Source organism: Microbacterium limosum (assembly GCF_036324365.1).
Lineage (GTDB): Bacteria > Actinomycetota > Actinomycetes > Actinomycetales > Microbacteriaceae > Microbacterium > Microbacterium limosum.
In genome coordinates this window covers 945,696-971,952 of sequence record NZ_CP137080.1, presented here as the reverse complement: position 1 = coordinate 971,952, position 26,257 = coordinate 945,696, and the positions used below count along the sequence as shown (strand labels likewise).

Below are 26,257 nucleotides of genomic sequence, written 5' to 3'. Positions count from 1 at the left end.
CGGCCACGTCGCGCCGAGGCCCCCGTCAGGGTCCGCCCGGTCACGTCGTGGCCGTTCGTCGTGGCCGTTCGTCGTGGCCGTTCGTCGTCGCCGGGAGCGCTACGGAGTTCCCGAGCGGCCGCCGGCGCCCGCGAAGAGGGCGTGCAGCAGCGGCAGTCCGGACGCGCTCATCAGAACCGCGCCGAGGACGGCCTGGTCCGGCACCAGGACCGCACCCGCCACGACGAGCCCGACGAAGAGCACGGCGGACAAGATCCGTCGTCCCAGGCGCTCCAATCGCGCGATGCGGCGATCGAGGCGCGGCGTGTCGATCGAGACCTGCCCGTCGTCGAGGCGGGTGACGAGGTCGTCGAGCCGGACGGGGAGGCGTGCCGCGACGCTCGCGGCGTGCAGCACGTCCTTGCCGATGGCCTGCGCGATGTTGCCGCGCTCGTCCTGCAGAAGCCTGGCGGCGTACGGCTCGACGGAGTCCCACAGGTTGAACGCCGGGTTCAGCGCACTGCACACGCCCGAGGTCAGCGACGACGCGCGCACGATCAGGAGGAAGTTCTCGGGGAGCTGGAAGGGCAGCGACCGCACGACGTCGCCGAACTCGATCGCGAACGCGCGGAACTCGCGCGGGTCGACCTGCGCGAGCTCGGCGAATCCCATGCCCCCGAACCGCGCGAACAGCTGCGTCATGGCCCGCTCCAGCTCCGCCGTGTCGGCCGAGGGCAGGAGCACCCCCACCTCGCGGATCGCCGCCACCAGTCCTCTCCCGTCGCGGGAGGCGACCGCGATGAGCAGCTGACGCAGGCCGCGTCGGATGCCGGAGGGCACCTCGCCCATCATCCCGAAGTCGACGAATGTGAACCTCCAACGCGGCCCCTCCCCCTCCTGCGGGCCCTCTCCGAGGGTGACGAAGACGTTCCCGGGGTGGGGGTCTGCGTGGAAGAAGCCGTGGTCGAACAGCTGATCGAACATGACGGCGGCGAAGCGGCGCGCCACGGCGTCGGGCTCGACGCCCGCGACCCGCAGTGCCTCGTGGTCGGTGATCTTGATCGCCGTGACGTCCTGCAGGGTGAGCAGGCGACGCGTCGAGCGCTCCCAGACCACCTCGGGCATCGCCACCCGGTCGTCGTCGGCGAAATCCCGCGCGAAACGCTCGGCGTTCTCCGCCTCATGGAGGTAGTCGATCTCCTCCATGCTCGTCGCCGCGAACTCCTCCACGAGGGCCGGGGCGTTGACCCGCGTGTACACGAGCCGGATGCGGCTGAGCCAGCCGCCCACGCGGCGAAGCGCCGCCAGGTCGACGTCGACGATCTGCTGGATGCCGGGCCGCTGCACCTTCACGACCACCGCGGACATGCCGGTCTGTTCCGCGTCGGCGGGCGCCAGCCTCGCGCGATGGACCTGACCGAGGGATGCCGCGGCCACGGGCGCCTCGTCGATCCACGCGTAGGCCGCCTCGAGCGGCACGCCGAGCTCAGCCGCCGCCGCGGCCCGGATCCGCGCGAACGGAACCGGTGGCACCTCGTCCTGCAGTCCCTCGAGCTCCTTCGTGATCTCGGGCGGCAGCACGTCCAGGCGCGAGGACATGAACTGCCCGACCTTGATCATGAGCCCGCCGAGGTCGACGGCGAGCACGTGGAACTTACGCGCGAACCGCCGCATCCGAGAACTGCGCGTGCGTTCCGCGATCCGCACCAGCCCGAGCCGCGGCAGCGCTATCTCGAACCACCAGGTCTGCACGAGGTAGCGAGCGGCGAACCGCAGGATGCGACGGTAGCGGGCACGCGTGTCGCCGACGTCGGTCATCATGTCTCCGTGACGCCGACGTGCCGCAGGCACTCGCGTCAGTCCTGGGCGAGGATCGAGTAGAGCTTACGACGCGCCTCCTCGAGGACGTCCACCGCGCGCTGGACCTGGTCGGGCGATCCGGAGCGGGCCACCTGTGCCGCCGCCTGCGCCAGCTCCACGCCCGCTTTCGGGAGCGCGCCCACTCGGGGGCCCGCCTCGGAGCGCGACGCGGAGGTCTGCCACGGCGCGGGGCGGTCGCCGGCGGCATCCGCCTCCTCGCGACCGGCGTCCGTGAGCGCGTATGTCTTGCGGCCGTTGGCCTCTTCGGCCGTGATGAGGCCCTCGTCGGCCAGCAGCTGGAGAGTGGGGTACACCGAGCCCGGGCTCGGCTTCCACGAGCCGCCGCTGCGCTGCTCGATCTCGCTGATGATCTGGTATCCGTGCATCGGCTGCTCGGCCAGCAGCGACAGGACGGCGGCGCGGACGTCGCCTCGTCCCATGCGGCCCCCCTGACGCGGCGACACGCGCCGCTCGAACTCGTCGCGGAGCTGCTCCATCGCCTCCCAGATGCCCGATCCGGCCTTGCCGAGCCCGGCGCCGAAGCCGAATCCGTCTCCCGTGAATGAACCGTTCATGGTGTCCTCCTCGCGGTGGTCTGTCCGCGCCGGCAACGATACTCTCCGATATGTCGTTGAGGATCGCTCGATGCGAAATTCCGGCGCCTTCCCAGGCACCTCCTCCCGCGTCCGGTCCCAGGCGATCGAAACACGGCTGTCGTCTGCCGCGGCTACCATGCGGCGCGGAGGGGGTGGTCCATGACGAGCAGAGCCGTACCCGGATTCGAGGCGCCGAGCGACCTGCGGATGAGACCGCCGGGCGCATCGGTCATCGGCGAGTGCCTTCGCCGCCAGGCGGCGTCGCCTCCTCGCTCGCGGCTCGGGACGATATTCGGACGCAGCCCTCTCAGCTCCCTCGCGCGCCCCTGGTACGTGGGGGCGCTCGGGGAGATCGCCGTCGGTCGCCTGCTCGACGGCGTCGGGCCCGGGTGGAGCGTGCTGCACGCCGTGCCGGTGGGCTGCGATGGCGGCGACATCGACCACCTGCTCATCGGCCCCGCGGGGGTGTTCACCGTCACGACCCTGCTGCACGAGGGCGAGCACCGGCGGGCGCGCGACCGGGACCCGCTGTACGCGGCCGGCGTGGGTCGCCGCGCCGTCGCGGAGGCCGCCCGAGCGGCGCGGCAGCTGTCCGCCGCCGCGCATCTCCCCATCGGTGTCCGCGCGCTGGTGGTGACCGTCGGCGCGCGATCGCTCTCGGACCACGCCTCCCCCGAGGGCGTCCTGGTGCTGCGCGATCGGGACCTCACCCGGTGGTTGCGATCCGCGCCCCAGGTCTGGCATGCGGGCGACGTCGCGCGGATCAGCTCGATCGCGGCGCGTCCGGGCACCTGGATGACGCATCGGGGCGAGCACGCGGATCCGGTCGACGTGCCGGCGTTCGTGCGTTTGCGCCGGCAGGTGCGCCGGGCGGCGGGGACGCGCGCCGCGTGGGTGGCCGCCGGCGCCCTCGCCGTTCCCGTCGCGGTCGCAGCAAGCATCGGCGCCCCCGTCGTCGCGGCGATGCTTCCCTGAGGCCGTCTCGTCACGGCGGCGATGCGGGGCACTGCGGCGGGGCCGTAGCGTGGGCGTATGCGGATGACCTCGGCTTTTCGGGCGGCACAGCGCGCTCCGCTTGTCCAGGTGACGAAGTCGGCGGTCGCGACAGCCATCGCGTGGGTGTTCGCGGGCTGGCTGATCCAGGGCCCACCCCCCGTCTTCGCCGCCATCGCGGCACTCCTGGTGGTGCAGCCGAGCCTCAACCAGTCGTTCGCGAAGGCGATCGAGCGGTCGGTCGGCGTCATAGCGGGGGTCGCCGTCGCCTCGCTCCTGGGCGTCCTGCTCGGCGAGTCGGCGTGGGTCGTCGTGATCGCCATCGTCGCGGCCCTCCTCGTCGCCTGGGCGCTGAAGATGACGGCGGGCACGGCCAACCAGGTGGCGATCAGCGCCGTCCTCGTGCTGGCCCTCGGCGCGACGACCCCGGGGTACGCGGTGGATCGCGTCCTCGAGACCGTCATCGGCGCCGTCATCGGCGTGATCGTCAACGTGGTGCTCGTGCCCCCCGTCGCCGTGGCGCCGGCCCACGAGAAGATCGACGCCCTGGCGGACGAGCTCGCCGCATCACTCGACCGGCTCGGCGACGCGCTGGCCGAACCGCGCAGTCGCACTCAGCTCGAAGAGCTTCTGCTGAAAGCCCGGCTCATGCGCCCCATGCTGGCCTCCGCCGATCAGGCGATCGACGACGCGCAGGACTCGCTCGCGCTCAACCCGAGAGGGCGCCGGCACCGCGACGAGCTCCGCGATCTGCGCGCCCTGCTCGATCGCTTCCGCCCCGTCGTCACGCAGGTGATCGGAATGACCCGCGCCGTGTACGACCACTACGACCCGGCGATCGCCGACGAGCCGGTGCTCCCCGCGATCGGCGAGCAGCTGCACCGCGCGGCGCACGACGTGCGTCTTCGGATGCGCAGGGCCGCCGCGCCTCGCACGCAGGCCCCGCCGCGGGGGGATGCCGGGGCATCCGCGCCGCCCACGACGACCATGCCCGCCCTGACCTCGCCGCTGCTGGTGCAGACGCCCTCCGCGGACCACTGGATCCTCATCGGCTCACTGCTCGAGGATCTCCGGCGGATCCACGAAGCGCTCGGCGACACGGACTGACCGCCGCGCGGACGGTGGGGCGGCTCAGCCCGCGCGCACCGCCGCGGCGATGGGCGTGGGCCCCGAGTTGAACCGGATGGTGCGGCCGATCGTGGCGTCATCGGCCAGCACCGCCGCGATGACGGCCGCGACATCCGCCCGCGGAACGGACGCGGACTCGACGGCGGCCACATCGATGGCGCCGGTCGGCTCGTCGAGCGTCAGGGCGCTCGGCGCGACGATCGTGGCGTCGAGCCCGGAGGCACGCAGGCGCGCATCGGCGGCCGCCTTGGCCTGCGCGTACGGGAAGAAGGAGCTGTCCTCGGGGACGCCGTGGTCGGGACCCGCGCCGAAGTAGGAGACCATGACGTACCGCCGCACACCGGCGGCCTCGGCCGCCTCCATCGAGCGGATCGCCGCGTCGCGATCGACCGCGTAGGTGCGGGCGGGATCGCCGCCGCCCGCGCCCGCGGTCCATACGACCGCGTCATGCCCGGCGATCAGTCCCGCGAGGGCGCTCGTGTCGAGCTGTTCGATGTCGGCCACGACGGGCGTCGCACCCGCCGCCTGTACGTCGCCCGCGTGATCGGCGTTGCGGATCACGGACGTGACCTCGTCACCGCGGGCAGCCAGGATCGGAGTGAGCAGGAGGGCCACCTTGCCGTGACCGCCGAAGACGAGGATGCGAGCCATCCGTCCACGCTACTCGCCCGCGCCCCGCCGCGGGCCGCCTAGCCTGATCAGGTGACCACGAGCGAGATGACCTACCGCGGGACGACGGCGATGATCACGGGGGCGAGCTCGGGGATCGGCGAGGAGTTCGCGGCCCGCTTCGCCGAACGCGGCGCGGATGTCGTTCTCGTTGCGCGACGCGAAGACCGTCTGCGCGCACTCGCCGCGGAGCTCGAGGAGCGCCACGGCATCACGGCCACGGTGCTCCCGCTGGACCTGGGCGTGGCGGGCATCGCCGCGACGCTGCGGCGCGAGCTCGACGACCGCGGCATCCGTATCGACACGCTCATCGGCAATGCCGGCTTCGGGGCACGCGGCGCCATCCTCACGGAGGATCCCGAGCGCCTCGCCGCCATGATCCAGCTCAACGTCGTTGCCCTCACGGCGGTCACGCGAGAGTTCCTGCCCGACCTCGTCGCCTCAGGGCGCGGCGCCCTGGTCAATGTCGCGAGCGTCGTGGCGTATCAGCCCACACCGTACATGGCGGTCTACGGCGCGACGAAGGCCTTCGTGCTGAGCCTCACCGAGGCGATCGCCTACGAGACGCGCGACACCGGCCTGCGCGTGCTCGCCCTGAGCCCGGGGTCGACCGCGACGGAGTTCTTCGAGATCGCGTGCGCGGAGGAGGTCGCGCGCGGCATGCAGACCCCGGCGCAGGTGGTCGAGACCGCGCTGAAGGCGCTCGACCGGCGCAGTACGCCGCCGAGCGTGGTCTCGGGAGCCACCAACGCCGTGGCGAGCATGCTCTCGGGCATCATCCCGCGACGGGTCGTGCTCGAGGCCAGCGGCCGCTTGCTCGCCTGACCCCGCGTGCCGGCGAGCGGCCCGCAGCGGCGGTACCGTCGCCTGTCACGAACCGCTCACCGGATGCCGCGGCTCGAGCGGTATGCGACAGGTGAGCCCGGCCGCAGCTCGCGATCCCGACCGGCCTCGCGGTAGTGCGCCGTGAACTCCACGACCCCGCGACTCTCTCCCGGGCCGCCGCCCCGCACGTCATGGATCTCGAGCCCCGTCCACCGCACGCGGTCGTCCAGCTCGACGCTCGCCGGCGCCGTCCCGGGGTGCCAGGACGACATCAGGTAGTCCGCGTCGCCGAGGGCGAAGGCGCCGTACCGCGAGCGCATGAGCGCCTCCGCGGTCGGGGCCGCGCCGCCGCGGTGCAGCGGCGCGCAGCATGCCTCGTACGACGCGGTGCCGCACGGACATGGGTCGGGCGCGCTCACCACCCCATCGATCCCGGTCCGCCCTTGAAGGGACCGACCAGATCGGAGGTGACCCATCCCCCGTAAAAACCTCCCGGTTGCGGCGCGACGACCTCACCGCCGACGGCACAGGCATCCATCGGCCCGGCGTACACCGCCACGCGGCCCGACAGCTCCGCGAAGCCGGGCGAGGGTCGGGGGTAGGTCCACGCCGCGCGCGGCGCCGTGCGCCCTCCGCCGGTCACATCGAAGTACGACGCCGCTCCCTTGAACTCGCAGAACGAGGCGCCGGCGGTCGGCGTGAGGGCGCGCGCGACGAACGCGGCGATGGGCAGGTAGTAGACGGGCGGATGACTCGTCTCGAGCACGCGCACGACGTCGTCGGTGTCGACGATCCGCTCACCGCCGAGGTCGATGCTCACGCGCGCATCGACGCGTTCGACACGCGGCGGACGCGGATAGTCCCACACGGATTCCTGGCCGGGACCGACGGGTTCGGGACGCGGGCGCTTCATACAACCCACGGTAGCCCGCGCCGATGACCCGGAGCCGGGTCCGGGCGCGCCTGCTCTACTCTCGAGGGGTGAGCATCTTCGGCGGCGGCGATTCCCAGGGGCCCTCCCCCGCACGCATCACCATCTGGATCATCGCCGGCGGTGTGGGGCTGTACTTCGTCGTCTCCGGCATCATCGGCATCCTCACCTCCGGCGGGTGACCCGCACGACTCCCGGCTGATAGCGTTCCGGCAGACCGCGGCTGCGACCCCGCGGCCTCTCACCGGAAGCAGGGAGCGCCATGGCAGATGCACCCACGTCGGCGGCCACGTCATCCTCACCCCCGCGCGAGCAGTGGACCGGCCAGATCGGCTTCATCCTCGCGGCGATCGGGTCGGCGGTGGGGCTCGGCAACATCTGGCGCTTCCCGGGGGTCGCCTACGAGAACGGCGGCGGCGCGTTCCTCATCCCCTACCTCATCGCGCTGGTCACGGCCGGCATCCCGATCCTGTTCCTCGACTACGCCCTGGGGCACCGGTTCCGAGGCGCCGCCCCCACGGCCCTCCGTCGTGCGGCGGGAAGGGCGAAGGGGCTCCTGGAGTCGCTGGGGTGGTTCCAGGTCGCCATCGCGTTCGTGATCGGGCTGTACTACACCGCCGTGATCGCGTGGGCCCTGTCGTACTTCGTCTTCTCGTTCGATCTGCGCTGGGGCGATGACACCGCCGGCTTCTTCACCGGCGAGTATCTGCGCACCGGCGACCCCGGGTTCAGCCTGGAGTTCGTCCCCGGAGTGCTCATCCCGCTCGCTCTGATCTGGATCGCGACGATCGTCGTCCTCGCGCTCGGCGTGGCGAAGGGCCTGCAGCGCGTGAACGTCGTCTTCCTTCCCGTCCTGATCATCGCCTTCGCGGTGCTCGTCGTCCGCGCGCTCTTCCTGGACGGCGCGGCCGACGGCCTCAACGCCCTCTTCACGCCCAATTGGGCGGCTCTCGGCGACCCCAACGTCTGGATCGCCGCCTACAGCCAGATCTTCTTCTCGCTGTCGATCGCCTTTGGCATCATGATCACGTACGCGTCGTATCGCAAGCGCCGGGCGAACCTGACCGCGCCGGGTCTCGTCGTCGCCTTCGCGAACTCGTCGTTCGAGATCCTCGCCGGCATCGGCGTCTTCGCGACCCTCGGGTTCTTCGCCTTCCAGCAGGGTGTCGACATCGCGGAGCTCGAGGGGCTCACGGGCGTCGGGCTGTCGTTCATCACCTTCCCCGCCATCGTGTCCCAGATGCCGGGCGGCCCGGTCTTCGGGGTCCTCTTCTTCGGCTCGCTCACGCTGGCAGGGTTCACCTCCCTCATCTCCGTGCTGCAGGTCGTCTCGGCCGCGTTCCAGGAGAAGTTCGACCTGACGCCGCGGCAGGCGGCGATCCGGCTCGGAGTGGTTTCGGCGGTCCTGTCGATCCTCCTCTTCTCGACCACGACGGGACTGCTCGCGCTGGATGTCGCCGACAACTGGGCGAACAACATCGGCATCGTCGCCTCCGCGGTCGCCTCGACGATCCTCGTCATCTGGGTGCTGCGGCTGGGCCCGGAGCTGCGCTACCACCTCAACTCCGTCTCCACCTTCCCCGTGGGTCGGGCGTGGATCGCCCTCGTCGGCCTGCTGGCGCCGGTGGTCCTCGGCTACATGCTCGTCGCACGCATCGTCACGCTGCTCCTCGAGGGCTACGGCGGCATGCCCGCCTGGTACCTCGGCATCGTGGGCTGGGGAACCATCCTCGTGATCGTCGTCGCCGCCGCCGTGCTCACCGGCATCCGATGGCGACGACCCCCGGACGACTTCACGCCCTGGCCTCCCTATCCCGCGCCCCGGACGGCCGAGGCCGGAAAGGGAGTGCGCTCATGACCCCGCTGGCCATCGTCTTCTTCCTCCTCGCGGTCGTCATCGTGTGGGGCGGCCTCGTCGCGAGCACGCTGTTCCTCCGCCGGCGCCCCGAGCGGCAGTCGTTCCCGCCCGGCGGACACGACGACCACCGCGAAGACGCCGCGCCGATCGAACACGACACGTGAGCCCCGGAGGAGAGGATGCCGAGGCGCAAGGTCGCCTCATGCTCCTCGACACCGCGTCGCTGTACTTCCGTGCCTTCTACGGTGTCCCCGACACAGTGAAGGCACCCGACGGCACGCCCGTCAACGCCGTACGGGGGCTGCTCGACATGATCGCGAAGCTCGCATCGGCCTACGCCCCCCAGCGCGTCGTCGCCTGCTGGGACGACGACTGGCGCCCCGCGTGGCGGGTTGCGCTCATCCCGAGCTACAAGGCGCATCGGGTCGCCGCAGAGCACGCGGGCGCGCCCGACGAGGAAGAGGTGCCGGATGCCCTGGAGGCCCAGCTTCCGGCGATCCGGGAGGCGCTCGACGCCCTCGGCATCCCCGTCGTCGGCGCGGCGGAGCACGAGGCCGATGACGTCGTAGGCAGCCTCGCCCACCAGACGGAGGGCCCGGTCGACGTCGTGACGGGCGACCGCGATCTCTTCCAGCTCGTCGATGACGCACGAGAAGCGCGTGTGATCTATACCGCTCGCGGCATGAGCAAGCTGGAGGTCGTGACGGATGCCGTCGTCGTCGCCAAATACGGGGTGCTCCCGCAGCAGTACGCCGACTTCGCGACGCTGCGCGGCGACACGTCCGACGGACTTCCCGGCGTCCCGGGCGTGGGCGAGAAGACGGCGGCGACGCTGCTCGCCGCCCACGGCGACCTGCCCGGCATCATCGCCGCCGCCGAGGCGGGAGAGGGCATGTCCGTGGGCGTGCGCTCCCGCATCCTCGCCGCGCTCCCCTACCTGCGCGTCGCACCCCGCGTGGTCGCGGTCGCAAGGGATCTCGACCTGCACCTGCCACCGCCCGCCGCGCCCGACCCCGCGGATGCCGCCGCCGCCGCCCAGCGCTGGGGCCTCGGTACCGCGATGGAACGAGCCGCCGCGGCCCTCACTCCCTGAGCTCAGCGCCCCGCCCACTCCCGCAGGCGCGGGAGATCCCAGGTCGTCACGATGCGCTCGGGCGGGATGCCGGCGGCCTCCGCGCGCGCGGCGCCGTAGTCCAGCAGCGAGAGCTGCCCCGGGGCGTGCGCGTCCGAGTCGATCGAGAACAGGCATCCCTCCTCGAGCGCGATCGCGATCATGTCGTCGGGCGGGTCCTGCCGCTCCGGGCGGGAGTTGATCTCCACGGCGACCCCGTGCGCGGCGCAGGCCTCGAAGACGGCGACCGGATCGAAGGTCGAGGGCGGCCGCGTCCCGCGCGAGCCCTCGACGAGACGGCCCGTGACGTGACCGAGCACGTCGACCCGGGGATTCGACACTGCGGCGACCAGGCGCCGGGTCATCGCCGCCTCCTCCATCCGCAGCTTCGAGTGCGCCGAGGCCACGACGACCTCGAGAGCGTCCAGGACCTCGTCCTCCTGGTCGAGCGCTCCGTCGTCGAGGATGTCCACCTCGATGCCGGTAAGCAGGGTGAACTCCCCCGTGCCGAAGTCGGGGACGAGTGCGCACTGCTCGCGCAGTCGCTCGGCGCTGAGTCCGTTCGCGACGCGCAGGCGCGGGGAGTGGTCGGTGAGCGCGAGGTACTCATGGCCCAGCTGCCGCGCGGCGTCCACCATGAGATCGATCGAAGAGAGTCCGTCTGACCAGTCACTGTGGGAGTGGAGGTCGCCGCGCAGCAGGGCCCGGAGCGAGCCTCCGCTCGGGGGCACGTCGTACCGCTCGCGCAGTTCCGCGAGGTAGCCGGGCACCGCGCCCGCGAGCGCCTCCTGGATGACGGCCATCGACGACGCGCCGACGCCCTTCACCCGGCGCAGCCGCGCGGGGTCGCGCAGCACGGCATCGTCGAGACCGGCGATCGCCGCCGCCGCACCCCGGAACGCGGCGGAGCGGTACCGAGACGCCCGTTCGCGCTCGAGCAGGGACGCGATCTCGGAGAGCGCCTCGACCGGATTCACGGCGACCACCCTAGCCCGGCGCCTCGGGGCGCGCGCCGGGACGAGCGGGGGCCGCCATCACGACAGTTCGCGTGTGATCGCAGCCCAGCGCTGCAGGGTCGCCGCCGCGCTCCCGTCGTCGATCGCCGCGGCCGCGCGTGCCTGCTCCTCCGCGAGGCGCTCGAGGATGGGTCTCTGCGCCTGCCCCGCGTCGTGGGACAGCCGGTATGCGACCATCCCCGCCGCGGCGTTCAGCAGCACGATGTCTCGCACCGGCCCGGTTTCGCCGTCGAGCACGCGGCGCACGACGTCCGCGTTGTGGGCGGGATCGCCGCCGCGCAGCTGAGAGATCTCGGCGCGCGGGATGCCGAGGTCGCGCGGATCGAGGTCGTGCTCGTGGACGTCGCCCCGGCTGATCTCCCAGACACGGCTGTGCCCGGTCGTGGTCAGCTCGTCGAGACCGTCGTCTCCACGGAAGACCAGCGCCGTCGCGCCTCGCGTGCGGAAGACGCCCGTGATCAGGGGCACGCGGTCGAGGTGGGCGACGCCGACGGCGTTCGCCTCGGCTCGCGCGGGGTTGCACAGCGGCCCGAGGATGTTGAACACCGTCGGCACCCCGAGCTCGCGTCGCACGGCGCCCGCGTGACGGAAGCCCGGATGGAACGCGGTCGCGAAGACGAAGGTCATGCCGACCCGGCGCAGCGACTCGGCAACGGCCTCGGGGCTCAGCGTGAGCGATACGCCCAGCGCTTCGAGAACATCGGACGAGCCCGACGAAGAGCTCGCCGCCTTGTTCCCGTGCTTGATCACGGGCACACCGGATGCCGCGGCGACGATCGACGCCATCGTCGAGACGTTCACGGCCCCGAGCCGGTCGCCCCCGGTACCGACGATGTCCAGGGCGTCCGCGGGGATGTCCAGAGGCAGCGCGGCGTCGAGGACCGCGTCGCGGAAGCCGACGACCTCGTCGACGGTCTCGCCTTTCGCCCGCAGAGCGACGAGGAAGCCGCCGAGCTGAGCCGGCGTCACCTCCCCCGTCATGACACGGGACATCGCCCACGTCGCCTCCGACACGCTGAGGTCCTCCCCGGCCAGCAGCGCGGCGATCAGATCGGGCCAGGTATCGGCATCGCTCATGTCTCCCGATCCTATCGACCGCGGCATTCAGCACTCTCCCGGCGGATTGGCCGGGCGCTCCGAGGCGGCCCAAAGTCCCCGTCCGGGCGCGGGGAGGCGCCGCCGTGCGAACCCAACCGCTCAGGATCGGCCATAATGGGGAGCGTGACGAGCACTACAGCGACCTATGCCTCGGCGGCGAGGACCATCAAGCGTCCGGATCCGGTCGCTGTCGGAACGATCGTGTGGCTCGGAAGCGAAGTCATGTTCTTCGCCGGCCTCTTCGCGATCTACTTCACCCTGCGCAACACCTCGCCCGGTCTATGGGCCGAGGACAGCGCTCTTCTGAACGTCCCGTTCGCCCTCGTGAACACGATCATCCTCGTGCTCTCGAGCGTCACCTGCCAGATGGGCGTGTTCGCCGCGGAGCGGTTCCAGCCGTATTCCACGCGCAAGCGCGGCATCCTCGGCTGGGGCATGGTCGAGTGGTTCTTCCTCACCTTCGCGCTCGGCGCGATCTTCGTGTCGGGCCAGGTCTGGGAGTATGCGCAGCTAGTCGCGGAGGGCCTGTCGATCGACACGAACTCGTACGCCTCCGCGTTCTACCTCACGACCGGCTTCCACGCCCTCCACGTCACCGGCGGGCTCGTCGCGTTCCTCCTCGTCATCGGCCGCGCCTACGCGGTGAAGAACTTCGGCCACAAGGAAGCCACGAGCGCGATCGTCGTGTCGTACTACTGGCACTTCGTCGACGTCGTGTGGATCGCCCTGTTCGCGGTCATCTACTTCCTCAAATAAGAAGCGAAAGCCCCGAAATGCCACGAGACAAAAAGCGCCGCTCCGGTCGCCGCAGCCCCCTCGCAGCCGCCGGCCTCATCGGAATCGGCCTCCTCCTGACCGGCGGTCTTTACGCGGGTGCTTCGGCGGCCATGGCCGCGACCCCCGACACGCCGACGCAGACCCTGACTGTCGAAGACGGCAAGAAGCTGTTCCAGGCCAACTGCGCCACGTGCCACGGCCTCGACCTGCAGGGCACGGAGAACGGTCCCAGCCTTTATGGCGTGGGCGCCATGGCGGTCGAGTTCCAGGTCGCCACGGGCCGCATGCCTCTGCAGATGCAGGGGCCGCAGGCCCCGCAGAAGCCGCCGCAGTTCACCGAAGAGCAGACGCTGGCGATGGCGGAGTACGTCCAGTCGGTCGCTCCCGGGCCCGAGATCGCCACGGGGCAGGTGCTCGACGGCGAGGGCGACGTCTCGCGCGGCGCAGAGCTGTTCCGTATCAACTGCGCGATGTGCCACAACGTCGCCGCCGCCGGCGGCGCGCTCACGGAGGGCAAGTACGCGCCCTCGCTCGTGGGCGTCGAGCCCCGCCACATCTACGCGGCCATGGTCACCGGCCCGCAGAACATGCCCGTCTTCAGCGATCTGAACCTCTCCCCCGAGGACAAGCGCGACATCATCTCGGCGCTGCTGTGGATGGAGCGCAACCCCTCCCCCGGCGGATTCTCGCTCGGCTCGCTCGGACCCGTCTCCGAGGGCCTGTTCATCTGGATCTTCGGTATCGGAGCGCTCGTGGCATTCACCGTGTGGATCACGGCGAAGTCCAACTGACGCCCCGCAACGACGACACACCAATACGCACGAGGAGCACCATGGCACACGAGATCGAGGCACCGGACCAGGACCGGGGCCCCGCTCCCTCGTCCGGGCTCGCGGTCGCCGTGACCGATCCCGTTCGCAACCCCGGCCTGCCGCCGCACCGCGAGCGGGTGACGGATCAGGATCCCGCCAAGATGCGCGCAGCGGTCCGTACCGTCTACACGCTCTTCTACCTCTCGGTCGCGGGCAGCATCTGGGCCATCGCCGCGTACTTCCTCTTCCCGATGGAAGACGGCGAGCTGGCCTCGGTCCGCGCCAACAACCTCTTCGTCGGGCTCGGGATCGCGCTCGCGCTCCTCGCGATCGGCGTCGCCGCGATCCACTGGTCCAAGGCGATCATGTCCGACACGGAGCACGTCGAGCACCGCCACCCGACGCGCGGTAAGGACACCACCCGCGCCGCTGCGGTGCAGGCGTTCGCCGAGGCGAACGAGGAGTCTGGCTTCGGTCGCCGCGCGATGATCCGCAACTCGCTGATCGCCGCTCTCGTCGCCTCCGTCGCCCCCGGTATCGTCCTCTTCCGCGGCCTCGCGCCGCAGGGCGTGAACCCCGTCGAGCTACTCAGCCACACGATGTGGGAGTCGGGCATGCGACTCGCGCGCGACCCCTCCGGCACGCCCATCAAGGCCTCCGAGGTCACGTTGGGTTCGGCTTTCCAGGTCATCCCGGAGCCGCTGGCCGGCCTGTCGCACTATGACGGCTACCTCGAGGAGAAGGCGAAGGCCATCGTCCTGCTCATGCGCCTGCTCCCCGAGCAGCTGCAGGAGACGGAGGAGCGTGCGAGCTGGTCCTACGACGGCATCGTGGCGTATTCGAAGGTCTGCACCCACGTCGGATGCCCTGTGGCTCTGTACGAGCAGCAGACGCACCACCTGCTGTGCCCATGCCACCAGTCGCAATTCGATGTCTCTCGCGGTGCGGAGGTCATCTTCGGACCGGCTGCCCGTCCGCTCCCGCAGCTGCCCATCACCGTGGATGACGAGGGCTACCTCGTTGCGCAGAGCGACTTCCATGAACCCGTCGGCCCGAGCTTCTGGGAGCGCCATTGAGTACTGCAGCCGGCAACGAAGGCGCCAAGAAGGCGCCCCTGGGTGGCCGCTTCGTCGGAGGCGCCGCCAACTACATCGATGAGCGCACGAGCCTCTCGGGCATGGTCAAGGAGCTCGGTCGGAAGATCTTCCCCGACCACTGGTCGTTCATGCTCGGCGAGATCGCCCTCTGGAGCTTCGTCGTCGTCCTGATCACGGGAACGTTCCTGACGTTCTTCTTCCAGGCGTCGATGGTGGAGACCCACTACTACGGCGCCTACATCCCGATGCGCGGCATCGAGATGTCCGCGGCGATGGCCTCGACGCTCGAAATCTCGTTCGACATCCGCGGGGGCCTCCTGGTGCGCCAGATGCATCACTGGGCGGCGCTCATCTTCGTCGCCGGCATCGGCGTCCACATGCTGCGCGTGTTCTTCACAGGCGCCTTCCGCAAGCCGCGCGAGCTGAACTGGGTCGTGGGCTTCGTGCTCTTCATCCTGGCGATGGCCGAGGGCTTCACCGGCTACTCGCTCCCCGACGACGTGCTCTCGGGCAACGGTCTGCGCATCATCGACGGCATGATCAAGGGAATCCCCCTGATCGGCACGTGGACCTCGTTCCTGCTGTTCGGCGGCGAATTCCCGGGCACCGATATCGTCGGTCGTCTCTACACGCTGCACATCCTGCTGCTGCCGCTGCTCGTGATCGGGCTGATCGCGGTTCACCTCATCCTGATGATCGTGAACAAGCACACGCAGTTCGCCGGCCCCGGCCGCACGAACGACAACGTCGTCGGCTACCCGATGATGCCCGTGTACATGTCGAAGATGGGTGGCTTCTTCTTCATCACGTTCGGTGTCATCGCCCTGATCGCATCGCTGTTCACGATCAACCCGATCTGGAACTACGGCCCCTACGACCCGTCTCCGGTGTCGGCCGGAACCCAGCCGGACTGGTACATCGGCTTCGCGGACGGCGCGCTGCGGCTCGTTCCCCCGCACCTCGAGACGGTATTCCTCGACCACACCTGGTCGTGGAACATCATCCTCCCGCTCGTCGTGATCGGACTGTTCATCGTGCTCGTCGCGATCTACCCCTTCATCGAGGCGTGGGTCACGGGCGACAAGCGCGAGCACCACATCGCCCAGCGCCCGCGCAACGCCGCGACGCGCACGGCGATCGGCGCGGCCGGAGTGACGTTCTACGCGGTGCTGTGGGCCGCGGCATCCTCCGACCTCATCGCGACGCACTTCTGGCTGACGATGGAGGGCGTGATCCACACCCTCCAGGCGATGCTGATCTTCGGGCCGATCGTCGCGTACTTCGTCACGAAGCGCATCTGCCTCGCCCTGCAGAAGAAGGACCGCGAGATCGCACTCCACGGCTACGAGTCCGGGCGTATCGTCCGGCTCCCCGGCGGCGAGTACATCGAGGTCCACCAGCCCGTCGACGAGTACGAGCGGTGGAAGCTGGTCTCCTACGAGACCTACGAGCCGCTCGTCGTGCGCCCCGACTCCCGCGGGCGCATCGCGTGGCATCAGAAAGTCCGCGCGTCCATCTCGCGCTGGTTCTTCGAGGATCGCCTCACGCCGGTCACCCAGGCGGAGATCGACGAGGCCGTGGCGCACCAGCAGCATGCCCTCGACCACATCGCCGATGAGGAGACCGCGGAGATCCGCGGTGCCCACGAGCGAGCCGGCGCGCCCGATGCACCGCTCGTGGCGGACGGGTCGGAGCGTGTCCACGAGACGGCGGTTCGGCCGACGACCGTCATCGCGCTCGAAGAGGACGAGAAGTCGTCGCAGTCCAAGAAGCGGGACGCCGAGGAAAACTGAGGCCCCGGAACGGATCACAAGGGCCCGGACAGCTCCCCCCGCGGGATGCCGTCCGGGCCCTTTCGCGTGCGACGCCGTTCCGACTCGACAGTGCGCGCAGCGAGATCGGCAGGAAGAGCACGACGTATGACCGGGAAGCGATGTAGGGGCGCGCCCGCTCCCCCCCCCCTATCGTCAGAAGATGACCGATGCCGCCTCGTACTTCTCGTCCCGCCTGGCGCATGAGACCGATCCATCCGACGTGTACGCCGCTCAGAGGGCGGGCGAGCGCTTCGTGCTCGTGGATGTCCGCGGAGACGAGGCCTGGGCGCAGGGACGCATCTCCGGCGCCATCCACATGCCCTACCGCGACGTCCCCCGTCGGGCCGCCGAGCTGGATCCCCGCGTGCCCGTCGTCGTCTATTGCTGGAGCCCCGGGTGCAATGCGGGCGTGAACGGAGCGAAGGCATTCGCCGAGGCGGGGTTATCGGTCAAGGAGATGATCGGCGGCTACGAATACTGGGCGCGCGAAGGGCAACCCGCGGAGAACGACGAGGGTCCATTCCCCCGCCTCTTCGACCCCCAGGTCATGGTCGTCCGCACCGCGCGCTGACTCGAGGTGCGCACCGCCGCCTCGCCCGCGGCTTCCGCAACCGCGACTGACGCTGCCCGATTCCCATCGTCAGCGCACGGCTGGAGCGCTCAGCCCTGGCGTCGCCGGTAGCCGGTCACAGTGATCACTCCGCCGAGTGCGAGCAGCACCCCGGCCGCCGCGAGCACACCCCAGCTGGGATTCGCACCCGTGGTGGGAAGCCTGCTCGTCGTGGCCGATGTGTGGGGGCGACCTCGACCGTGCGCGTGGCCGTCAGCGCATCCAGCGTGGATCCCCCGTGAACGTCGTCGCGATCCCAGTGATCTAGGGATCGCGCCGGATGAGGGGCCCGAGATCCCAGTCGGATCACTCCGCCCGAATGCGACGTCGTCGACGGTCAGGGGCGTCCACGACCCGGAAGCCATCCGATGGATCAGCGCGGCGGACGCGATCTCGCCGCCGGGACCACCGCGAACACCATCGGCGACGACCGTCGACTGGGACGACACGGACACGGAATCCTCATTGCCGGTTCGGTGTGGTCCTGTGTCGGACCGCACCGCCGAACGGAGCCCGAGGCGCGCCTCGGATAACGGGGCGTCACCGGGCGAAGTAACCCCTGTAGTACTCGTAGACCCAGCCGACGATCGCCACGAGGAAGACCGCGAAACCGATCGGAACCATCCACGACCCCACAGCGAGCCCGATGAACGCCAGCGCGGCCGCGAACGCGAGCACGATGGGCCACCACGACCACGGGCTGAACTCGCCGAGCTCCGGATCGCCGTCATCGATGTCGGCCGTCAGCGTGTCCTCGGGCAGGTCACCGCCCTGAGCCTTGTGCACCCGCTGCAGGTACCAGGCAATGAAGGCGGCCATGAGGGTTGCGAAGACGAGGGCGACGGATCCCACCCACTCGATGCCGTTGTACCACGGCACGTCGGGGTGCGCGATGATGTTCCAGCCGATGTACAGCGCGCCGACCGAGCCGAAGAAACCGGCCAGGATCCACCAGAGGACGACGTTGGAGCGCACTTACTTCACCCCTCCCTGGGCAAGGTCGACAACCGGGGCATCGGGTGCGTCCTTCGCGGGACCCACGCCGACGGGCAGGCCTGCCTCGGGGTGATTGAGATCGAACGCGGGACGCTCACTGCGGATCCGCGGGATCGAGGTGAAGTTGTGTCGCGGCGGCGGGCACGAGGTGGCCCACTCCAGCGAAGCTCCGTACCCCCACGGGTCGTTGACCGTGACCTTCGGCGCCTTGCGCGCGGTGATCCACACGTTCAGGAGGAAGGGCAGCATCGACGCGGCGAGCACCATCGATCCGATCGTGGAGAACTGATTCTGCCAGGTCCAGCCGTCGGCCTCGGCGTAGTCCGCGTAGCGCCGGACCATGCCGTCGACGCCCAGCCAGTGCTGGATGAGGAAGGTCATGTGGAAGCCGATGAACAGCAGCCAGAAGTGCACGTAGCCGAGGCGCTCGTTGAGCATGCGACCGGTCCACTTGGGCCACCAGAAGTAGAAGCCCGCGAACATCGCGAACACCACGGTTCCGAAGACCACGTAGTGGAAGTGCGCCACGACGAAATAGGAGTCGGACAGCGCGAAGTCCAGCGGCGGCGACGCGAGGATGACGCCCGTGAGCCCTCCGAAGACGAACGAGATGAGGAACCCGAGCGCAAACACCATCGGGGTCTCGAACGTCACGGATCCTCGCCAGAGCGTGCCGATCCAGTTGAAGATCTTCACACCCGTCGGAACCGCGATCAGCATCGTCATGAGTGCGAAGAAGGGAAGCAGAACCGCACCGGTGACGTACATGTGGTGCGCCCAGACCGCGACGGACAGCGCCGCGATCGCGATGGTCGCGTACACGAGCGTCTTGTAGCCGAAGATCGGCTTGCGGCTGAAGACCGGGAAGATCTCGGACACGATGCCGAAGAACGGCAGGGCGATGATGTACACCTCGGGGTGACCGAAGAACCAGAACAGGTGCTGCCAGAGCAGCACGCCGCCGTTCGCGGGATCGTAGATGTGCGCACCGAGCACGCGGTCCGCGGCGGCGGCGAAGATCGCGGCCGCGAGGACGGGGAATGCCATCAGGATGAGCAGGCTCGTCACGAGGGTGTTCCAGGTGAAGATGGGCATGCGCCACATCGTCATGCCGGGAGCGCGCATCGTGATGATCGTCGTGATGAAGTTGACCGCACCGAGGATGGTGCCGAAACCGCTCATACCGAGGCCCAGCATCCATAGATTGCCGCCGGCTCCCGGCGAGAACGAGGCGTTCGCGAGCGGTTGATACGCGAACCAGCCGAAGGATGCCGCGCCCTGCGGGGTCAGGAAGCCGGAGACCGCGATGGTCGATCCGAACAGGAACAGCCAGAACGCGAAGGCGTTCAGACGCGGGAACGCCACGTCGGGGGCGCCGATCTGCAGCGGCATCATGACGTTGGCGAAGCCCGCGAAGAGCGGCGTCGCGAACATGAGCAGCATGATCGTGCCGTGCATCGTGAACAGCTGGTTGTACTGCTCCTTCGTCGGGATGACCTGCATGCCCGGCGCGAAGAGCTCGGCGCGGATGATGAGGGCCATCACGCCGCCGAGGAGGAAGAACAGGAACGACGCGATCAGGTACATGTACCCGATGGTCTTGTGGTCGGTGGAGGTGATCCACTTGACAACGATGTTGCCCTTCTGGTCGACGCGCGACCGCGAGAGCAGCGCCGCCTGACGGGGAGGCAGCGTCGTCGTCCGGCTCGAACCGGATTCTTTCAACGGCAGGGTCGTGGCCATGGGCTCAGCCTTCCTCGCTGCCCGCGCCGGCGAGGTCGCCGCCGGTCCCGGGCAGGTTGCTGTTGCGGTCGTAATCGTCGGTGATGTCGCCGGTCTGTCCCGCGGCCCGCAGGGTGTCGAGGTAGTCCTCGTACTCCTGCTCGCTCACGACCTCGACGTTGAAGAGCATGGCGGAGTGGTACTCGCCGCAGAGTTCGGCGCACTTCCCGGCGTAGGTACCCTCACGCGTCGGTGTGAAGGACCAGAAGTTCTCGCGGCCCGGGTACATGTCCTTCTTGTACAGGAAGTCGATGACCCAGAAGCTGTGGATCACATCGCGCGAGCGCAGCTCGATCTGGACGGTCTGGTCGACGGGCAGGACGAGCGTCGGGAGCGCGGCCTGGTCGACGTCTCCGTTGGCCTCGGGGACCGCCTGGACGCCCATGGTCCACACCGCGTCGGAGCCATCTTCGTCGTCGCCGTTGTATTGGAAGTCCCACGCCCACTGCTTGCCGATGGCGACGATGGAGACATCGGGGTCCTCGTACTGCGTCTCGAGGATGGTCTGGTCGCGCGCCGTGAAGGCGAAGAAGCCGACGACGAGGATCAGCGGCACGATCGTATAGAAGATCTCGATCGGCATGTTGTAGCGCAGCTGCACGGGCAGGCCGCTCTGGCCCTTGCGACGGCGGTAGACGATCATCGCCCAGAGCATCAGCGCCCACGTGATGACGCCCACCGCGAGCAGCACGATCCAGGAGTTGACCCACAGGCCCGACACCATCTCGGTGCGGTTGGTGGCCTGGGAACCGTCCTCCTGGAATCCGGGAAGGTACCCGTTCAGCTCCGTCGGCGTGCATCCGGCGAGGATGGCGACGGCCGCTGCTCCGATAGGGAGGGCGGCGAGGCGAAGACGGCGTTTCGAGCGCACGGTGCACCTTTCGGGGCTCGCGGGTGTGACTTGAGTCAGTCTAGGACAATTCACACCGCACTCAGGCCAGACGCCCAGCCCGACACGACGTCGGACTGGGCGTCTGGAAGGGGCTGATCAGCTCAGTGGAAGCTGTCGCCGCAGGCGCAGCTGCCCGCGGCATTGGGGTTGTCGATGGTGAATCCCTGCTCGGAGATGGTGTCCTTGAAATCGATGGCGGCGCCATCGAGGTAGGGCACGCTCATGTTGTCGACGATGACCTCGACGCCGTCGAAGTCGACCGTCTCATCGCCGTCGAGATAGCGCTCGTCGAAGTAGAGCTGATAGATCAGGCCCGAGCATCCGCCCGGTTGAACGGCGACACGCAGACGCAGGTCGTCACGCCCCTCCTGCTCGAGCAGGCTCTTGACCTTGGCCGCGGCCGCCGTCGTGAGGGTGACACCGTGAGCGGGGGCCTCGGTGGAAACGATCGTGGTATCGGTCATGGCAGTCCTCCTTTCGGAGAGTCTACCCGCGGCCCGGCCCCGCGGCGCCTGTCGCGCGCGCGTTCGCGGAAGCAAGGAAGACGGCCTCGCTGAGGATCGCATGCCGGAACGTGTCGAGATGAAGTGACTCGTTCGGGCTGTGCGCCCGCGAATGCGGGTCCTCCACGCCCGTGACGAGGATCTGCGCGTCGGGGAACTCCCTCACGAGATCGGCGATGAACGGGATGCTGCCGCCGACGCCGATGTCGACGGGCTCCGCGCCGTACCCCTCCGCGAAGGCCTCCCGCACCGCGGCCACCGCCCACCCCGAGGTGTCGACGAGGAAGCCGTTGCCCAGATCCACGTCCGAGAACTCCAGCTGCGCGCCGAACGGCGCGTGCGTCATCAGGTGCGTGCGCACCGCCTCGTAGGCGGCCGCGGCGTCCTGACCCGGCGCGACGCGCGCGCTGACGACGACGGTGACCTCCGGCGCGAGCGTGTTGGATGCCGCGGCAACCGACGTGAAGTCGATCCCCGTCACGGTGATGGAGGGCTGGTTCCAGATGCGCCCGAGGATCTCGCCACGGCCCGCAGGATCGACCCCCTGGAGCAGACCGGCCTCGTCCCGCAGAGTCTGCTCGCCGTACTCCGGGGTATCGGCGTCCCGGGCCGTCATGCCTTCGACCGCGACCGAACCGTCGTCGTGCCACAGCGTCGACAGTGTCTTCACGAGCGCCATCATGGCGTCGGGCACGGCGCCGCCGAACATGCCGGAGTGCGAAGCGTGGGCGAGCGTGCGCACCCGCAGCGTGAAGCGGGCATTTCCCCGCAACGACACCGTCAGCGCGGGGGTGTCGGAGTCCCAATTGCCCGAGTCCGCGACGACGATGACGTCGGCCGCCAGCGCGTCGCGGTTCTCCGCCAGGAAGTTCGCGAACGACCGCGACCCGTACTCCTCCTCGCCCTCGACGAACAGGGCGAGCCCCAGCGGGAAGTCCTCCCCCGCGGCCTCGCGAAGAGCCGTCACCGCGGCGATGTGCGTCATGATGCCGGCCTTGTCGTCGGCTGCGCCGCGCCCGTAGAGCCGGCCGTCCCGAACGGTGGGCTCGAAGGGCGGCGAATCCCAGAGCGCGTCATCGCCGGGAGGCTGCACGTCGTGGTGGGCGTAGAGCAGGACGGTCGGTGCACCGCGCCGCGCGGCGCGCGTGGCGAGCACGGCGGGCTGGCCCTGCTCGGCTGTGCCGGGGATCGGCGCGCGGAGGATGCGGACCTCGTCGAACGCACCGGTGGCCTCCGCAAGCGCCGCGACGGACTCGGCGCTGCGCTGCAACGCGGACTGGTCGAATGCCGGCCAGGCGATGCCCGGGATGCGCACGAGCGCACCGAGCGCGGCGAGGGTGCCGGGCATCCCCTCCTCCACCAGGCGTTGCAGGTCGGTCGGTGTCGGGGAATGCGCGGGATGCATGCGGGTAATCTTAGAGACGTCCCCTTTTCCCGGCTGTAGAGGAACGATCGTGGCCAAGACTCCCGCCCCGGTGCCCAGCGACGAGCAGGACACCCCCGCGGGTCCCGGAAAGGGTCGCCCCACGCCCTCGCGGGCCGAGGCCGTCGCCGGCCGTCGCCGGCCGCTCGTGCCCGACACCAAGGAGGCGAAGAAGGCCGCGCGCGCCCAGCTGCAGGCCAAGCGCGACCAGGCGCGCGCCGGGATGGCCGCGGGCGACGAGCGATATCTGCCCGCCCGGGACAAGGGTCCTCAGCGACGTTTCGTGCGCGACTACGTCGACTCCGGCTGGTTCCTCGCGGAGTTCATCATGCCGGCCATGATCGTCGTCATCCTGCTGTCCTTCATCTCGATCCCCGCGGTGCAGTTCTACGCGTTCGTCGCCCTGTGGGGCTTCATCCTGTTCGTCGTCGTCGAGATGTTCATCACCTCCTGGCGCACGAAGCGGGCGGTGCGGCGCAAGTTCGGTGAGAACGCGCTCGAGCGCGGGACCGGCTGGTATGCCGCGATGCGGTCGATGCAGATGCGCTTCCTGCGTCTGCCCAAGCCGCAGGTGCGGCGCGGCGCGAAGCTGTCCTGACCCCCGCGCGGGCCGTCAGCCCACGAGGCCGCGGTTGATCTGACGGGCCCAGAAGGGCCCGCGATAGAGGAACGCCGTATAGCCCTGGACGAGGGTGGCGCCCGCGGCGAGCCGCTCCCGCACGTCCTCGGCGGTCTCGACGCCTCCGACGGAGATCACGCAGAAGTCGGCCGGGACCGCGGCCCGCACGCGTCTCAAGACCTCGAGGGCGCGCCCCGCGAGGGGTGCGCCGGAGAGCCCGCCCGCTCCTGCCGCGGCGACGACGTCGGGGGCCGATGCGAGCCCGTCGCGCGACAGCGTCGTGTTCGTCGCGATGATGCCGTCGAGTCCGAGCTCGACCGCAAGGGCAGCGACCGCGTCGACCTCGGCGTCGTCCAGGTCGGGAGCGATCTTCACCAGGAGGGGCGTCGCTCCCGCGGCGTCCTTGACGGACCTCAGCAGCGGGGCGAGGCTCTCCACCGCCTGCAGGGTGCGAAGCCCAGGAGTGTTGGGCGAGGAGACGTTGACGGCCAGGTAATCCGCGAGGGGCGCGAGGAGCGTGGCGCTGCGGACGTAGTCCTCGGTGGCGTCCGCGACATCCACGATGCGGCTCTTGCCGATGTTCACGCCGAGGACGGGCCGATCGCGTCGGCCGCGCAGCCGGGCGAGGCGGTGGGCGGCCGCCTCCGCACCCGCATTGTTGAATCCCATCCGGTTGACGACCGCGCGGTCGGGGATCAACCGGAAGAGCCGCGGACGCGGATTGCCGTCCTGCGGCACGGCGGTGATCGTGCCCACTTCGACGTGGCCGAAGCCGAGCGCGCCGAGACCGAGGGCGCCGTGCGCGTCCTTGTCGAAACCCGCCGCGACCCCGAAGGGGGAGGGGAAGTCGAGACCGAGCGCCGAGACCGCGAGCGAGGGATCCGGCCGCGTGAAGGGGCGCAGCATCCGGGCGATCGGCCGTGTGCCCGCGATCCTGATCACCCGCATCGCGAGGTGGTGGGCGTCTTCCGGATCGAGCCGCGAGAGGACGAGCGAGAACAGGGCGCGGTACATGGCGGCCTCGGTCTTTCGGGTCGGGGCGCTCACTCGACGGGGCGGCGACGGGGGCGGTCGTGGTCGGCACGCAACTCGCCGATGGCGCTCTCGAAGTCCTCGAGCGAGTCGAAGGCCTGATACACGCTGGCGAATCGCAGATAGGCGACCTCGTCGAGCTCCCGGAGCGGGCCCAGGATGGCCAGGCCGATGTCGTTCGCATCGATCTGCGACGACCCCGTCTGACGCACCGTCTCTTCGACGCTCTGCGCCAGTATCGCGAGATCGGCCTCCGTCACGGGCCGGCCCTGGCATGCCTTTCGCGCCCCCGACATGACCTTCTCCCGGCTGAAGGGCTCGATGACGCCGGAGCGCTTGATGACGTTCAGGCTGGCCGTCTCGATCGTCGAGAAACGGCCCCCGCACTCGGGACACTGACGGCGCCGGCGGATCGACAGCCCGTCGTCGCTCGTGCGGGAGTCGATGACGCGGGAGTCGGCGTGGCGGCAGAACGGACAGTGCATGAGTATCGCTCAGTCGGTGGATGCCGCGTCGATGGCGCTGCCGCCGGTCAGCCGTTCGGGCGAGAAGCGCGCGGTGATGGCCTCGCCGTGCGCCGGCAGCGCCTCGGCCTCGGCGAGGGCGATGATCGGCCCCGCCACCTCGGCAAGCGCCGCGCGGTCGTACGAGATGACCTGCTGCGGCCGGAGGAACGTGTGCGCTCCCAGCCCCGCCGCGTAGCGGGCCTGTCCCCCGGTGGGCAGGACGTGATTGCTTCCGGCGAGGTAGTCGCCGAGGCTCACCGGCGTGCTCGCGCCGAGGAAGATCGCCCCGGCACTGGTCAGCCGCGGAAGCAGGTCCTCGGGCTCGGCCGTGACCACCTCGAGATGCTCGGGCGCGTAGGCGTTGCTGAAGTCTGCCGCGGCGGCGAGGTCGTCGACGATCACGATGGCCGACTGCGACCCCTCGAGAGCGGCCTTCACCCGCCTGCTGTGAAGCGTGCGGGCCGCCAGGCGCTCCGTCTCCCGCTCGACCGCGCGGGCGAGCTCCGGCGAGTCCGTCACCAGGACGGAGCCCGCCTGCTCGTCGTGCTCGGCCTGACTCACGAGGTCGGCCGCGACGACGACGGGATCAGCGGTCGCGTCCGCGATGACGAGGATCTCGGTGGCGCCCGCCTCCGAGTCGATGCCGACCATCCCCGCCACGTGGCGCTTGGCCGCGGCGACGAAGTTGTTCCCGGGCCCCGTCACGACGTCCACGGCCTCGAGACCGATCTCGTCGATCCCGTGCGCGAGCGCGCTGATCGCGCTCGCTCCCCCGATCGCATATACCTCTTGCACCCCCAGGATACCGGCGGCCGCGAGGATCGTGGGGTGGACGCGGCCGTCGGGGCGTTGAGCCGGCGACATGAGCGCGACGGCCTCGACGCCCGCGACCTGCGCGGGCACGACGTTCATCACCACGGTGGACGGATAGACGGCCTTGCCTCCCGGCACGTAGACGCCCACCCGCCTCACGGGCTGCCAGCGCTGCGTGACGCGGGCGCCCGGGGCGATCTCGGTGACGGCCGGCGCGGGCACCTGGGCCGCGGATGCCCGCCGTACGCGCACGATCGCCTGCTCGAGCGCGTCCCGCACCGCGGGGTCGAGGGATGCGACGGCGGCGTCGATGTCGCTTCTCGGAACCCGCAGCGGATGTCCGCTGACGCCGTCGAAACGTTCGGCGTGCTCGCGCAGGGCGGCCTCGCCTCGGTCTCGGACATCGGCGACGAGGTCGCCGGCCACCTTCAGGGCGTTCTCGCGGGCCTCGACGGCCCGAGGGACGAGGGCCGCCGCGTCGCGCGCGGAAACACCGCGCAGATCGATCGTGCGCATC

General features: G+C 70.0%; 28 protein-coding genes. 13 read left to right on the top strand and 15 right to left on the bottom strand.

What is annotated here, in order from left to right:
- Nucleotides 1-99: 99 nt before the first annotated feature.
- Together RYJ27_RS04665 and RYJ27_RS04660 are read right to left on the bottom strand one after the other, a co-directional pair.
- The gene (locus tag RYJ27_RS04665) at nt 100-1,797 is read right to left on the bottom strand and encodes an ABC1 kinase family protein (RefSeq protein WP_330171986.1); all 1,698 of its coding nucleotides are present in this window, start codon (nt 1,795-1,797) and stop codon (nt 100-102) included.
- Between the two features lie 38 nt (nt 1,798-1,835).
- On the bottom strand, nt 1,836-2,414 hold the full coding sequence (locus RYJ27_RS04660) for a PadR family transcriptional regulator (protein ID WP_330171584.1): 579 nt from the start codon (nt 2,412-2,414) through the stop codon (nt 1,836-1,838).
- A gap of 180 nt (nt 2,415-2,594) precedes the next feature.
- Here RYJ27_RS04660 and RYJ27_RS04655 point away from each other — a divergent pair, with 180 nt between their 5' ends.
- Both RYJ27_RS04655 and RYJ27_RS04650 read left to right on the top strand, forming a co-directional pair.
- A complete protein-coding gene (locus tag RYJ27_RS04655) occupies nt 2,595-3,410 on the top strand; it encodes a nuclease-related domain-containing protein (protein ID WP_330171583.1) in 816 nt (271 codons plus the stop codon).
- 108 nt (nt 3,411-3,518) lie between these two features.
- Nucleotides 3,519-4,535 carry an FUSC family protein gene (locus tag RYJ27_RS04650; protein WP_330171582.1) on the top strand — a complete coding sequence of 339 codons (1,017 nt, stop codon included), beginning with the start codon at nt 3,519-3,521 and terminating at the stop codon, nt 4,533-4,535.
- 24 nt (nt 4,536-4,559) lie between these two features.
- Here RYJ27_RS04650 and RYJ27_RS04645 read toward each other — a convergent pair whose 3' ends face one another.
- Complete coding sequence (locus RYJ27_RS04645) at nt 4,560-5,207, bottom strand: SDR family oxidoreductase (protein WP_330171581.1); 648 nt, start codon at nt 5,205-5,207, stop codon at nt 4,560-4,562.
- Nucleotides 5,208-5,258: 51 nt separating this feature from the next.
- On the opposite strand from RYJ27_RS04645, the gene RYJ27_RS04640 reads away from it, so the two are divergent.
- A complete protein-coding gene (locus RYJ27_RS04640; protein WP_330171580.1) occupies nt 5,259-6,050 on the top strand; it encodes an SDR family NAD(P)-dependent oxidoreductase in 792 nt (263 codons plus the stop codon).
- Nucleotides 6,051-6,106: 56 nt separating this feature from the next.
- On the opposite strand, the gene RYJ27_RS04635 is transcribed toward RYJ27_RS04640, so the two are convergent.
- Together RYJ27_RS04635 and RYJ27_RS04630 are read right to left on the bottom strand one after the other, a co-directional pair.
- Nucleotides 6,107-6,469: a YchJ family protein gene (locus RYJ27_RS04635; RefSeq protein ID WP_330171579.1), complete on the bottom strand. Its 363-nt coding sequence runs from the start codon at nt 6,467-6,469 to the stop codon at nt 6,107-6,109.
- The gene (locus RYJ27_RS04630) at nt 6,466-6,963 is read right to left on the bottom strand and encodes a DUF427 domain-containing protein (RefSeq protein WP_330171578.1); all 498 of its coding nucleotides are present in this window, start codon (nt 6,961-6,963) and stop codon (nt 6,466-6,468) included. The genes RYJ27_RS04635 and RYJ27_RS04630 overlap by 4 nt, the downstream gene beginning before the upstream one ends.
- A gap of 68 nt (nt 6,964-7,031) precedes the next feature.
- Here RYJ27_RS04630 and RYJ27_RS04625 point away from each other — a divergent pair, with 68 nt between their 5' ends.
- From RYJ27_RS04625 to RYJ27_RS04610, 4 genes are all read left to right on the top strand, one after another.
- The gene (locus tag RYJ27_RS04625; RefSeq protein ID WP_330171577.1) at nt 7,032-7,163 is read left to right on the top strand and encodes a hypothetical protein; all 132 of its coding nucleotides are present in this window, start codon (nt 7,032-7,034) and stop codon (nt 7,161-7,163) included.
- An 80-nt stretch (nt 7,164-7,243) separates the two neighbouring features.
- A complete protein-coding gene (locus tag RYJ27_RS04620; RefSeq protein ID WP_330171576.1) occupies nt 7,244-8,839 on the top strand; it encodes a sodium-dependent transporter in 1,596 nt (531 codons plus the stop codon).
- Nucleotides 8,836-9,003: a methionine/alanine import family NSS transporter small subunit gene (locus RYJ27_RS04615; protein ID WP_330171575.1), complete on the top strand. Its 168-nt coding sequence runs from the start codon at nt 8,836-8,838 to the stop codon at nt 9,001-9,003. Before RYJ27_RS04620 ends, RYJ27_RS04615 begins: the two co-directional genes overlap by 4 nt.
- Nucleotides 9,004-9,041: 38 nt before the next feature.
- Entirely contained in the window at nt 9,042-9,932 is an 891-nt protein-coding gene (locus RYJ27_RS04610; RefSeq protein ID WP_330171985.1) for a 5'-3' exonuclease, read from the top strand.
- 2 nt (nt 9,933-9,934) lie between these two features.
- On the opposite strand, the gene RYJ27_RS04605 is transcribed toward RYJ27_RS04610, so the two are convergent.
- Nucleotides 9,935-10,927 carry a PHP domain-containing protein gene (locus RYJ27_RS04605; protein ID WP_330171574.1) on the bottom strand — a complete coding sequence of 331 codons (993 nt, stop codon included), beginning with the start codon at nt 10,925-10,927 and terminating at the stop codon, nt 9,935-9,937.
- 57 nt (nt 10,928-10,984) lie between these two features.
- A complete protein-coding gene (gene trpD / locus RYJ27_RS04600; RefSeq protein ID WP_330171573.1) occupies nt 10,985-12,043 on the bottom strand; it encodes an anthranilate phosphoribosyltransferase in 1,059 nt (352 codons plus the stop codon).
- A gap of 135 nt (nt 12,044-12,178) precedes the next feature.
- On the opposite strand from trpD, the gene ctaE reads away from it, so the two are divergent.
- From ctaE to RYJ27_RS04575, 5 genes are all read left to right on the top strand, one after another.
- Nucleotides 12,179-12,820: an aa3-type cytochrome oxidase subunit III gene (ctaE, locus tag RYJ27_RS04595; protein WP_330171572.1), complete on the top strand. Its 642-nt coding sequence runs from the start codon at nt 12,179-12,181 to the stop codon at nt 12,818-12,820.
- A 17-nt stretch (nt 12,821-12,837) separates the two neighbouring features.
- Nucleotides 12,838-13,632 carry a cytochrome bc1 complex diheme cytochrome c subunit gene (gene qcrC, locus RYJ27_RS04590; RefSeq protein ID WP_330171571.1) on the top strand — a complete coding sequence of 265 codons (795 nt, stop codon included), beginning with the start codon at nt 12,838-12,840 and terminating at the stop codon, nt 13,630-13,632.
- A 41-nt stretch (nt 13,633-13,673) separates the two neighbouring features.
- Nucleotides 13,674-14,729: a cytochrome bc1 complex Rieske iron-sulfur subunit gene (gene qcrA, locus RYJ27_RS04585; protein WP_330171570.1), complete on the top strand. Its 1,056-nt coding sequence runs from the start codon at nt 13,674-13,676 to the stop codon at nt 14,727-14,729.
- Nucleotides 14,726-16,543, top strand: coding sequence for a cytochrome bc1 complex cytochrome b subunit (gene qcrB, locus RYJ27_RS04580; RefSeq protein WP_330171569.1), 1,818 nt, complete (start codon nt 14,726-14,728; stop codon nt 16,541-16,543). Before qcrA ends, qcrB begins: the two co-directional genes overlap by 4 nt.
- Nucleotides 16,544-16,724: 181 nt before the next feature.
- Nucleotides 16,725-17,135, top strand: coding sequence for a rhodanese-like domain-containing protein (locus RYJ27_RS04575; protein WP_330171568.1), 411 nt, complete (start codon nt 16,725-16,727; stop codon nt 17,133-17,135).
- 579 nt (nt 17,136-17,714) lie between these two features.
- On the opposite strand, the gene ctaF is transcribed toward RYJ27_RS04575, so the two are convergent.
- The 5 genes from ctaF to RYJ27_RS04550 form a co-directional block, all read right to left on the bottom strand.
- A complete protein-coding gene (ctaF, locus tag RYJ27_RS04570) occupies nt 17,715-18,149 on the bottom strand; it encodes an aa3-type cytochrome oxidase subunit IV (RefSeq protein WP_330171567.1) in 435 nt (144 codons plus the stop codon).
- Nucleotides 18,150-19,913, bottom strand: coding sequence for an aa3-type cytochrome oxidase subunit I (ctaD, locus tag RYJ27_RS04565; protein WP_330171566.1), 1,764 nt, complete (start codon nt 19,911-19,913; stop codon nt 18,150-18,152).
- A gap of 4 nt (nt 19,914-19,917) precedes the next feature.
- Nucleotides 19,918-20,823, bottom strand: coding sequence for an aa3-type cytochrome oxidase subunit II (ctaC, locus tag RYJ27_RS04560; protein ID WP_330171565.1), 906 nt, complete (start codon nt 20,821-20,823; stop codon nt 19,918-19,920).
- A gap of 122 nt (nt 20,824-20,945) precedes the next feature.
- Complete coding sequence (erpA, locus tag RYJ27_RS04555; RefSeq protein ID WP_330171564.1) at nt 20,946-21,308, bottom strand: iron-sulfur cluster insertion protein ErpA; 363 nt, start codon at nt 21,306-21,308, stop codon at nt 20,946-20,948.
- 22 nt (nt 21,309-21,330) lie between these two features.
- Nucleotides 21,331-22,752, bottom strand: a complete 1,422-nt coding sequence (locus RYJ27_RS04550; protein ID WP_330171563.1) for a dipeptidase — start codon at nt 22,750-22,752, stop codon at nt 21,331-21,333.
- A 49-nt stretch (nt 22,753-22,801) separates the two neighbouring features.
- Here RYJ27_RS04550 and RYJ27_RS04545 point away from each other — a divergent pair, with 49 nt between their 5' ends.
- Entirely contained in the window at nt 22,802-23,368 is a 567-nt protein-coding gene (locus RYJ27_RS04545) for a DUF3043 domain-containing protein (RefSeq protein ID WP_330171562.1), read from the top strand.
- Between the two features lie 15 nt (nt 23,369-23,383).
- On the opposite strand, the gene RYJ27_RS04540 is transcribed toward RYJ27_RS04545, so the two are convergent.
- Genes RYJ27_RS04540 through hisD form a run of 3 tightly spaced genes read right to left on the bottom strand, consistent with a single transcriptional unit; the run spans nt 23,384 to nt 26,256 of the window.
- Entirely contained in the window at nt 23,384-24,403 is a 1,020-nt protein-coding gene (locus RYJ27_RS04540) for a quinone-dependent dihydroorotate dehydrogenase (RefSeq protein ID WP_330171984.1), read from the bottom strand.
- Nucleotides 24,404-24,432: 29 nt separating this feature from the next.
- Nucleotides 24,433-24,906 (bottom strand): transcriptional regulator NrdR, encoded by a 474-nt coding sequence (gene nrdR, locus RYJ27_RS04535; RefSeq protein WP_330171561.1) that lies wholly within the window; start codon nt 24,904-24,906, stop codon nt 24,433-24,435.
- A gap of 9 nt (nt 24,907-24,915) precedes the next feature.
- Entirely contained in the window at nt 24,916-26,256 is a 1,341-nt protein-coding gene (gene hisD, locus RYJ27_RS04530) for a histidinol dehydrogenase (protein ID WP_330171560.1), read from the bottom strand.
- Nucleotide 26,257: the final 1 nt, after the last annotated feature.

Excerpts from the sequence above, each read along its gene's own strand:
- RYJ27_RS04665 (WP_330171986.1), bottom strand. The coding sequence starts at position 1,797 with ATGACCGACGTCGGCGACACGCGTGCCCGCTACCGTCGCATCCTGCGG.
- qcrA (WP_330171570.1), top strand. The coding sequence starts at position 13,674 with ATGGCACACGAGATCGAGGCACCGGACCAGGACCGGGGCCCCGCTCCC.
- trpD (WP_330171573.1), bottom strand. The coding sequence starts at position 12,043 with ATGAGCGATGCCGATACCTGGCCCGATCTGATCGCCGCGCTGCTGGCC.
- RYJ27_RS04660 (WP_330171584.1), bottom strand. The coding sequence starts at position 2,414 with ATGAACGGTTCATTCACGGGAGACGGATTCGGCTTCGGCGCCGGGCTC.
- erpA (WP_330171564.1), bottom strand. The coding sequence starts at position 21,308 with ATGACCGATACCACGATCGTTTCCACCGAGGCCCCCGCTCACGGTGTC.
- nrdR (WP_330171561.1), bottom strand. The coding sequence starts at position 24,906 with ATGCACTGTCCGTTCTGCCGCCACGCCGACTCCCGCGTCATCGACTCC.
- hisD (WP_330171560.1), bottom strand. The coding sequence starts at position 26,256 with ATGCGCACGATCGATCTGCGCGGTGTTTCCGCGCGCGACGCGGCGGCC.
- RYJ27_RS04575 (WP_330171568.1), top strand. The coding sequence starts at position 16,725 with ATGACCGATGCCGCCTCGTACTTCTCGTCCCGCCTGGCGCATGAGACC.
- RYJ27_RS04610 (WP_330171985.1), top strand. The coding sequence starts at position 9,042 with ATGCTCCTCGACACCGCGTCGCTGTACTTCCGTGCCTTCTACGGTGTC.
- RYJ27_RS04655 (WP_330171583.1), top strand. The coding sequence starts at position 2,595 with ATGACGAGCAGAGCCGTACCCGGATTCGAGGCGCCGAGCGACCTGCGG.
- RYJ27_RS04620 (WP_330171576.1), top strand. The coding sequence starts at position 7,244 with ATGGCAGATGCACCCACGTCGGCGGCCACGTCATCCTCACCCCCGCGC.
- RYJ27_RS04645 (WP_330171581.1), bottom strand. The coding sequence starts at position 5,207 with ATGGCTCGCATCCTCGTCTTCGGCGGTCACGGCAAGGTGGCCCTCCTG.
- qcrC (WP_330171571.1), top strand. The coding sequence starts at position 12,838 with ATGCCACGAGACAAAAAGCGCCGCTCCGGTCGCCGCAGCCCCCTCGCA.
- ctaE (WP_330171572.1), top strand. The coding sequence starts at position 12,179 with ATGGGGAGCGTGACGAGCACTACAGCGACCTATGCCTCGGCGGCGAGG.
- RYJ27_RS04630 (WP_330171578.1), bottom strand. The coding sequence starts at position 6,963 with ATGAAGCGCCCGCGTCCCGAACCCGTCGGTCCCGGCCAGGAATCCGTG.
- RYJ27_RS04615 (WP_330171575.1), top strand. The coding sequence starts at position 8,836 with ATGACCCCGCTGGCCATCGTCTTCTTCCTCCTCGCGGTCGTCATCGTG.
- ctaD (WP_330171566.1), bottom strand. The coding sequence starts at position 19,913 with ATGGCCACGACCCTGCCGTTGAAAGAATCCGGTTCGAGCCGGACGACG.
- RYJ27_RS04550 (WP_330171563.1), bottom strand. The coding sequence starts at position 22,752 with ATGCATCCCGCGCATTCCCCGACACCGACCGACCTGCAACGCCTGGTG.
- RYJ27_RS04540 (WP_330171984.1), bottom strand. The coding sequence starts at position 24,403 with ATGTACCGCGCCCTGTTCTCGCTCGTCCTCTCGCGGCTCGATCCGGAA.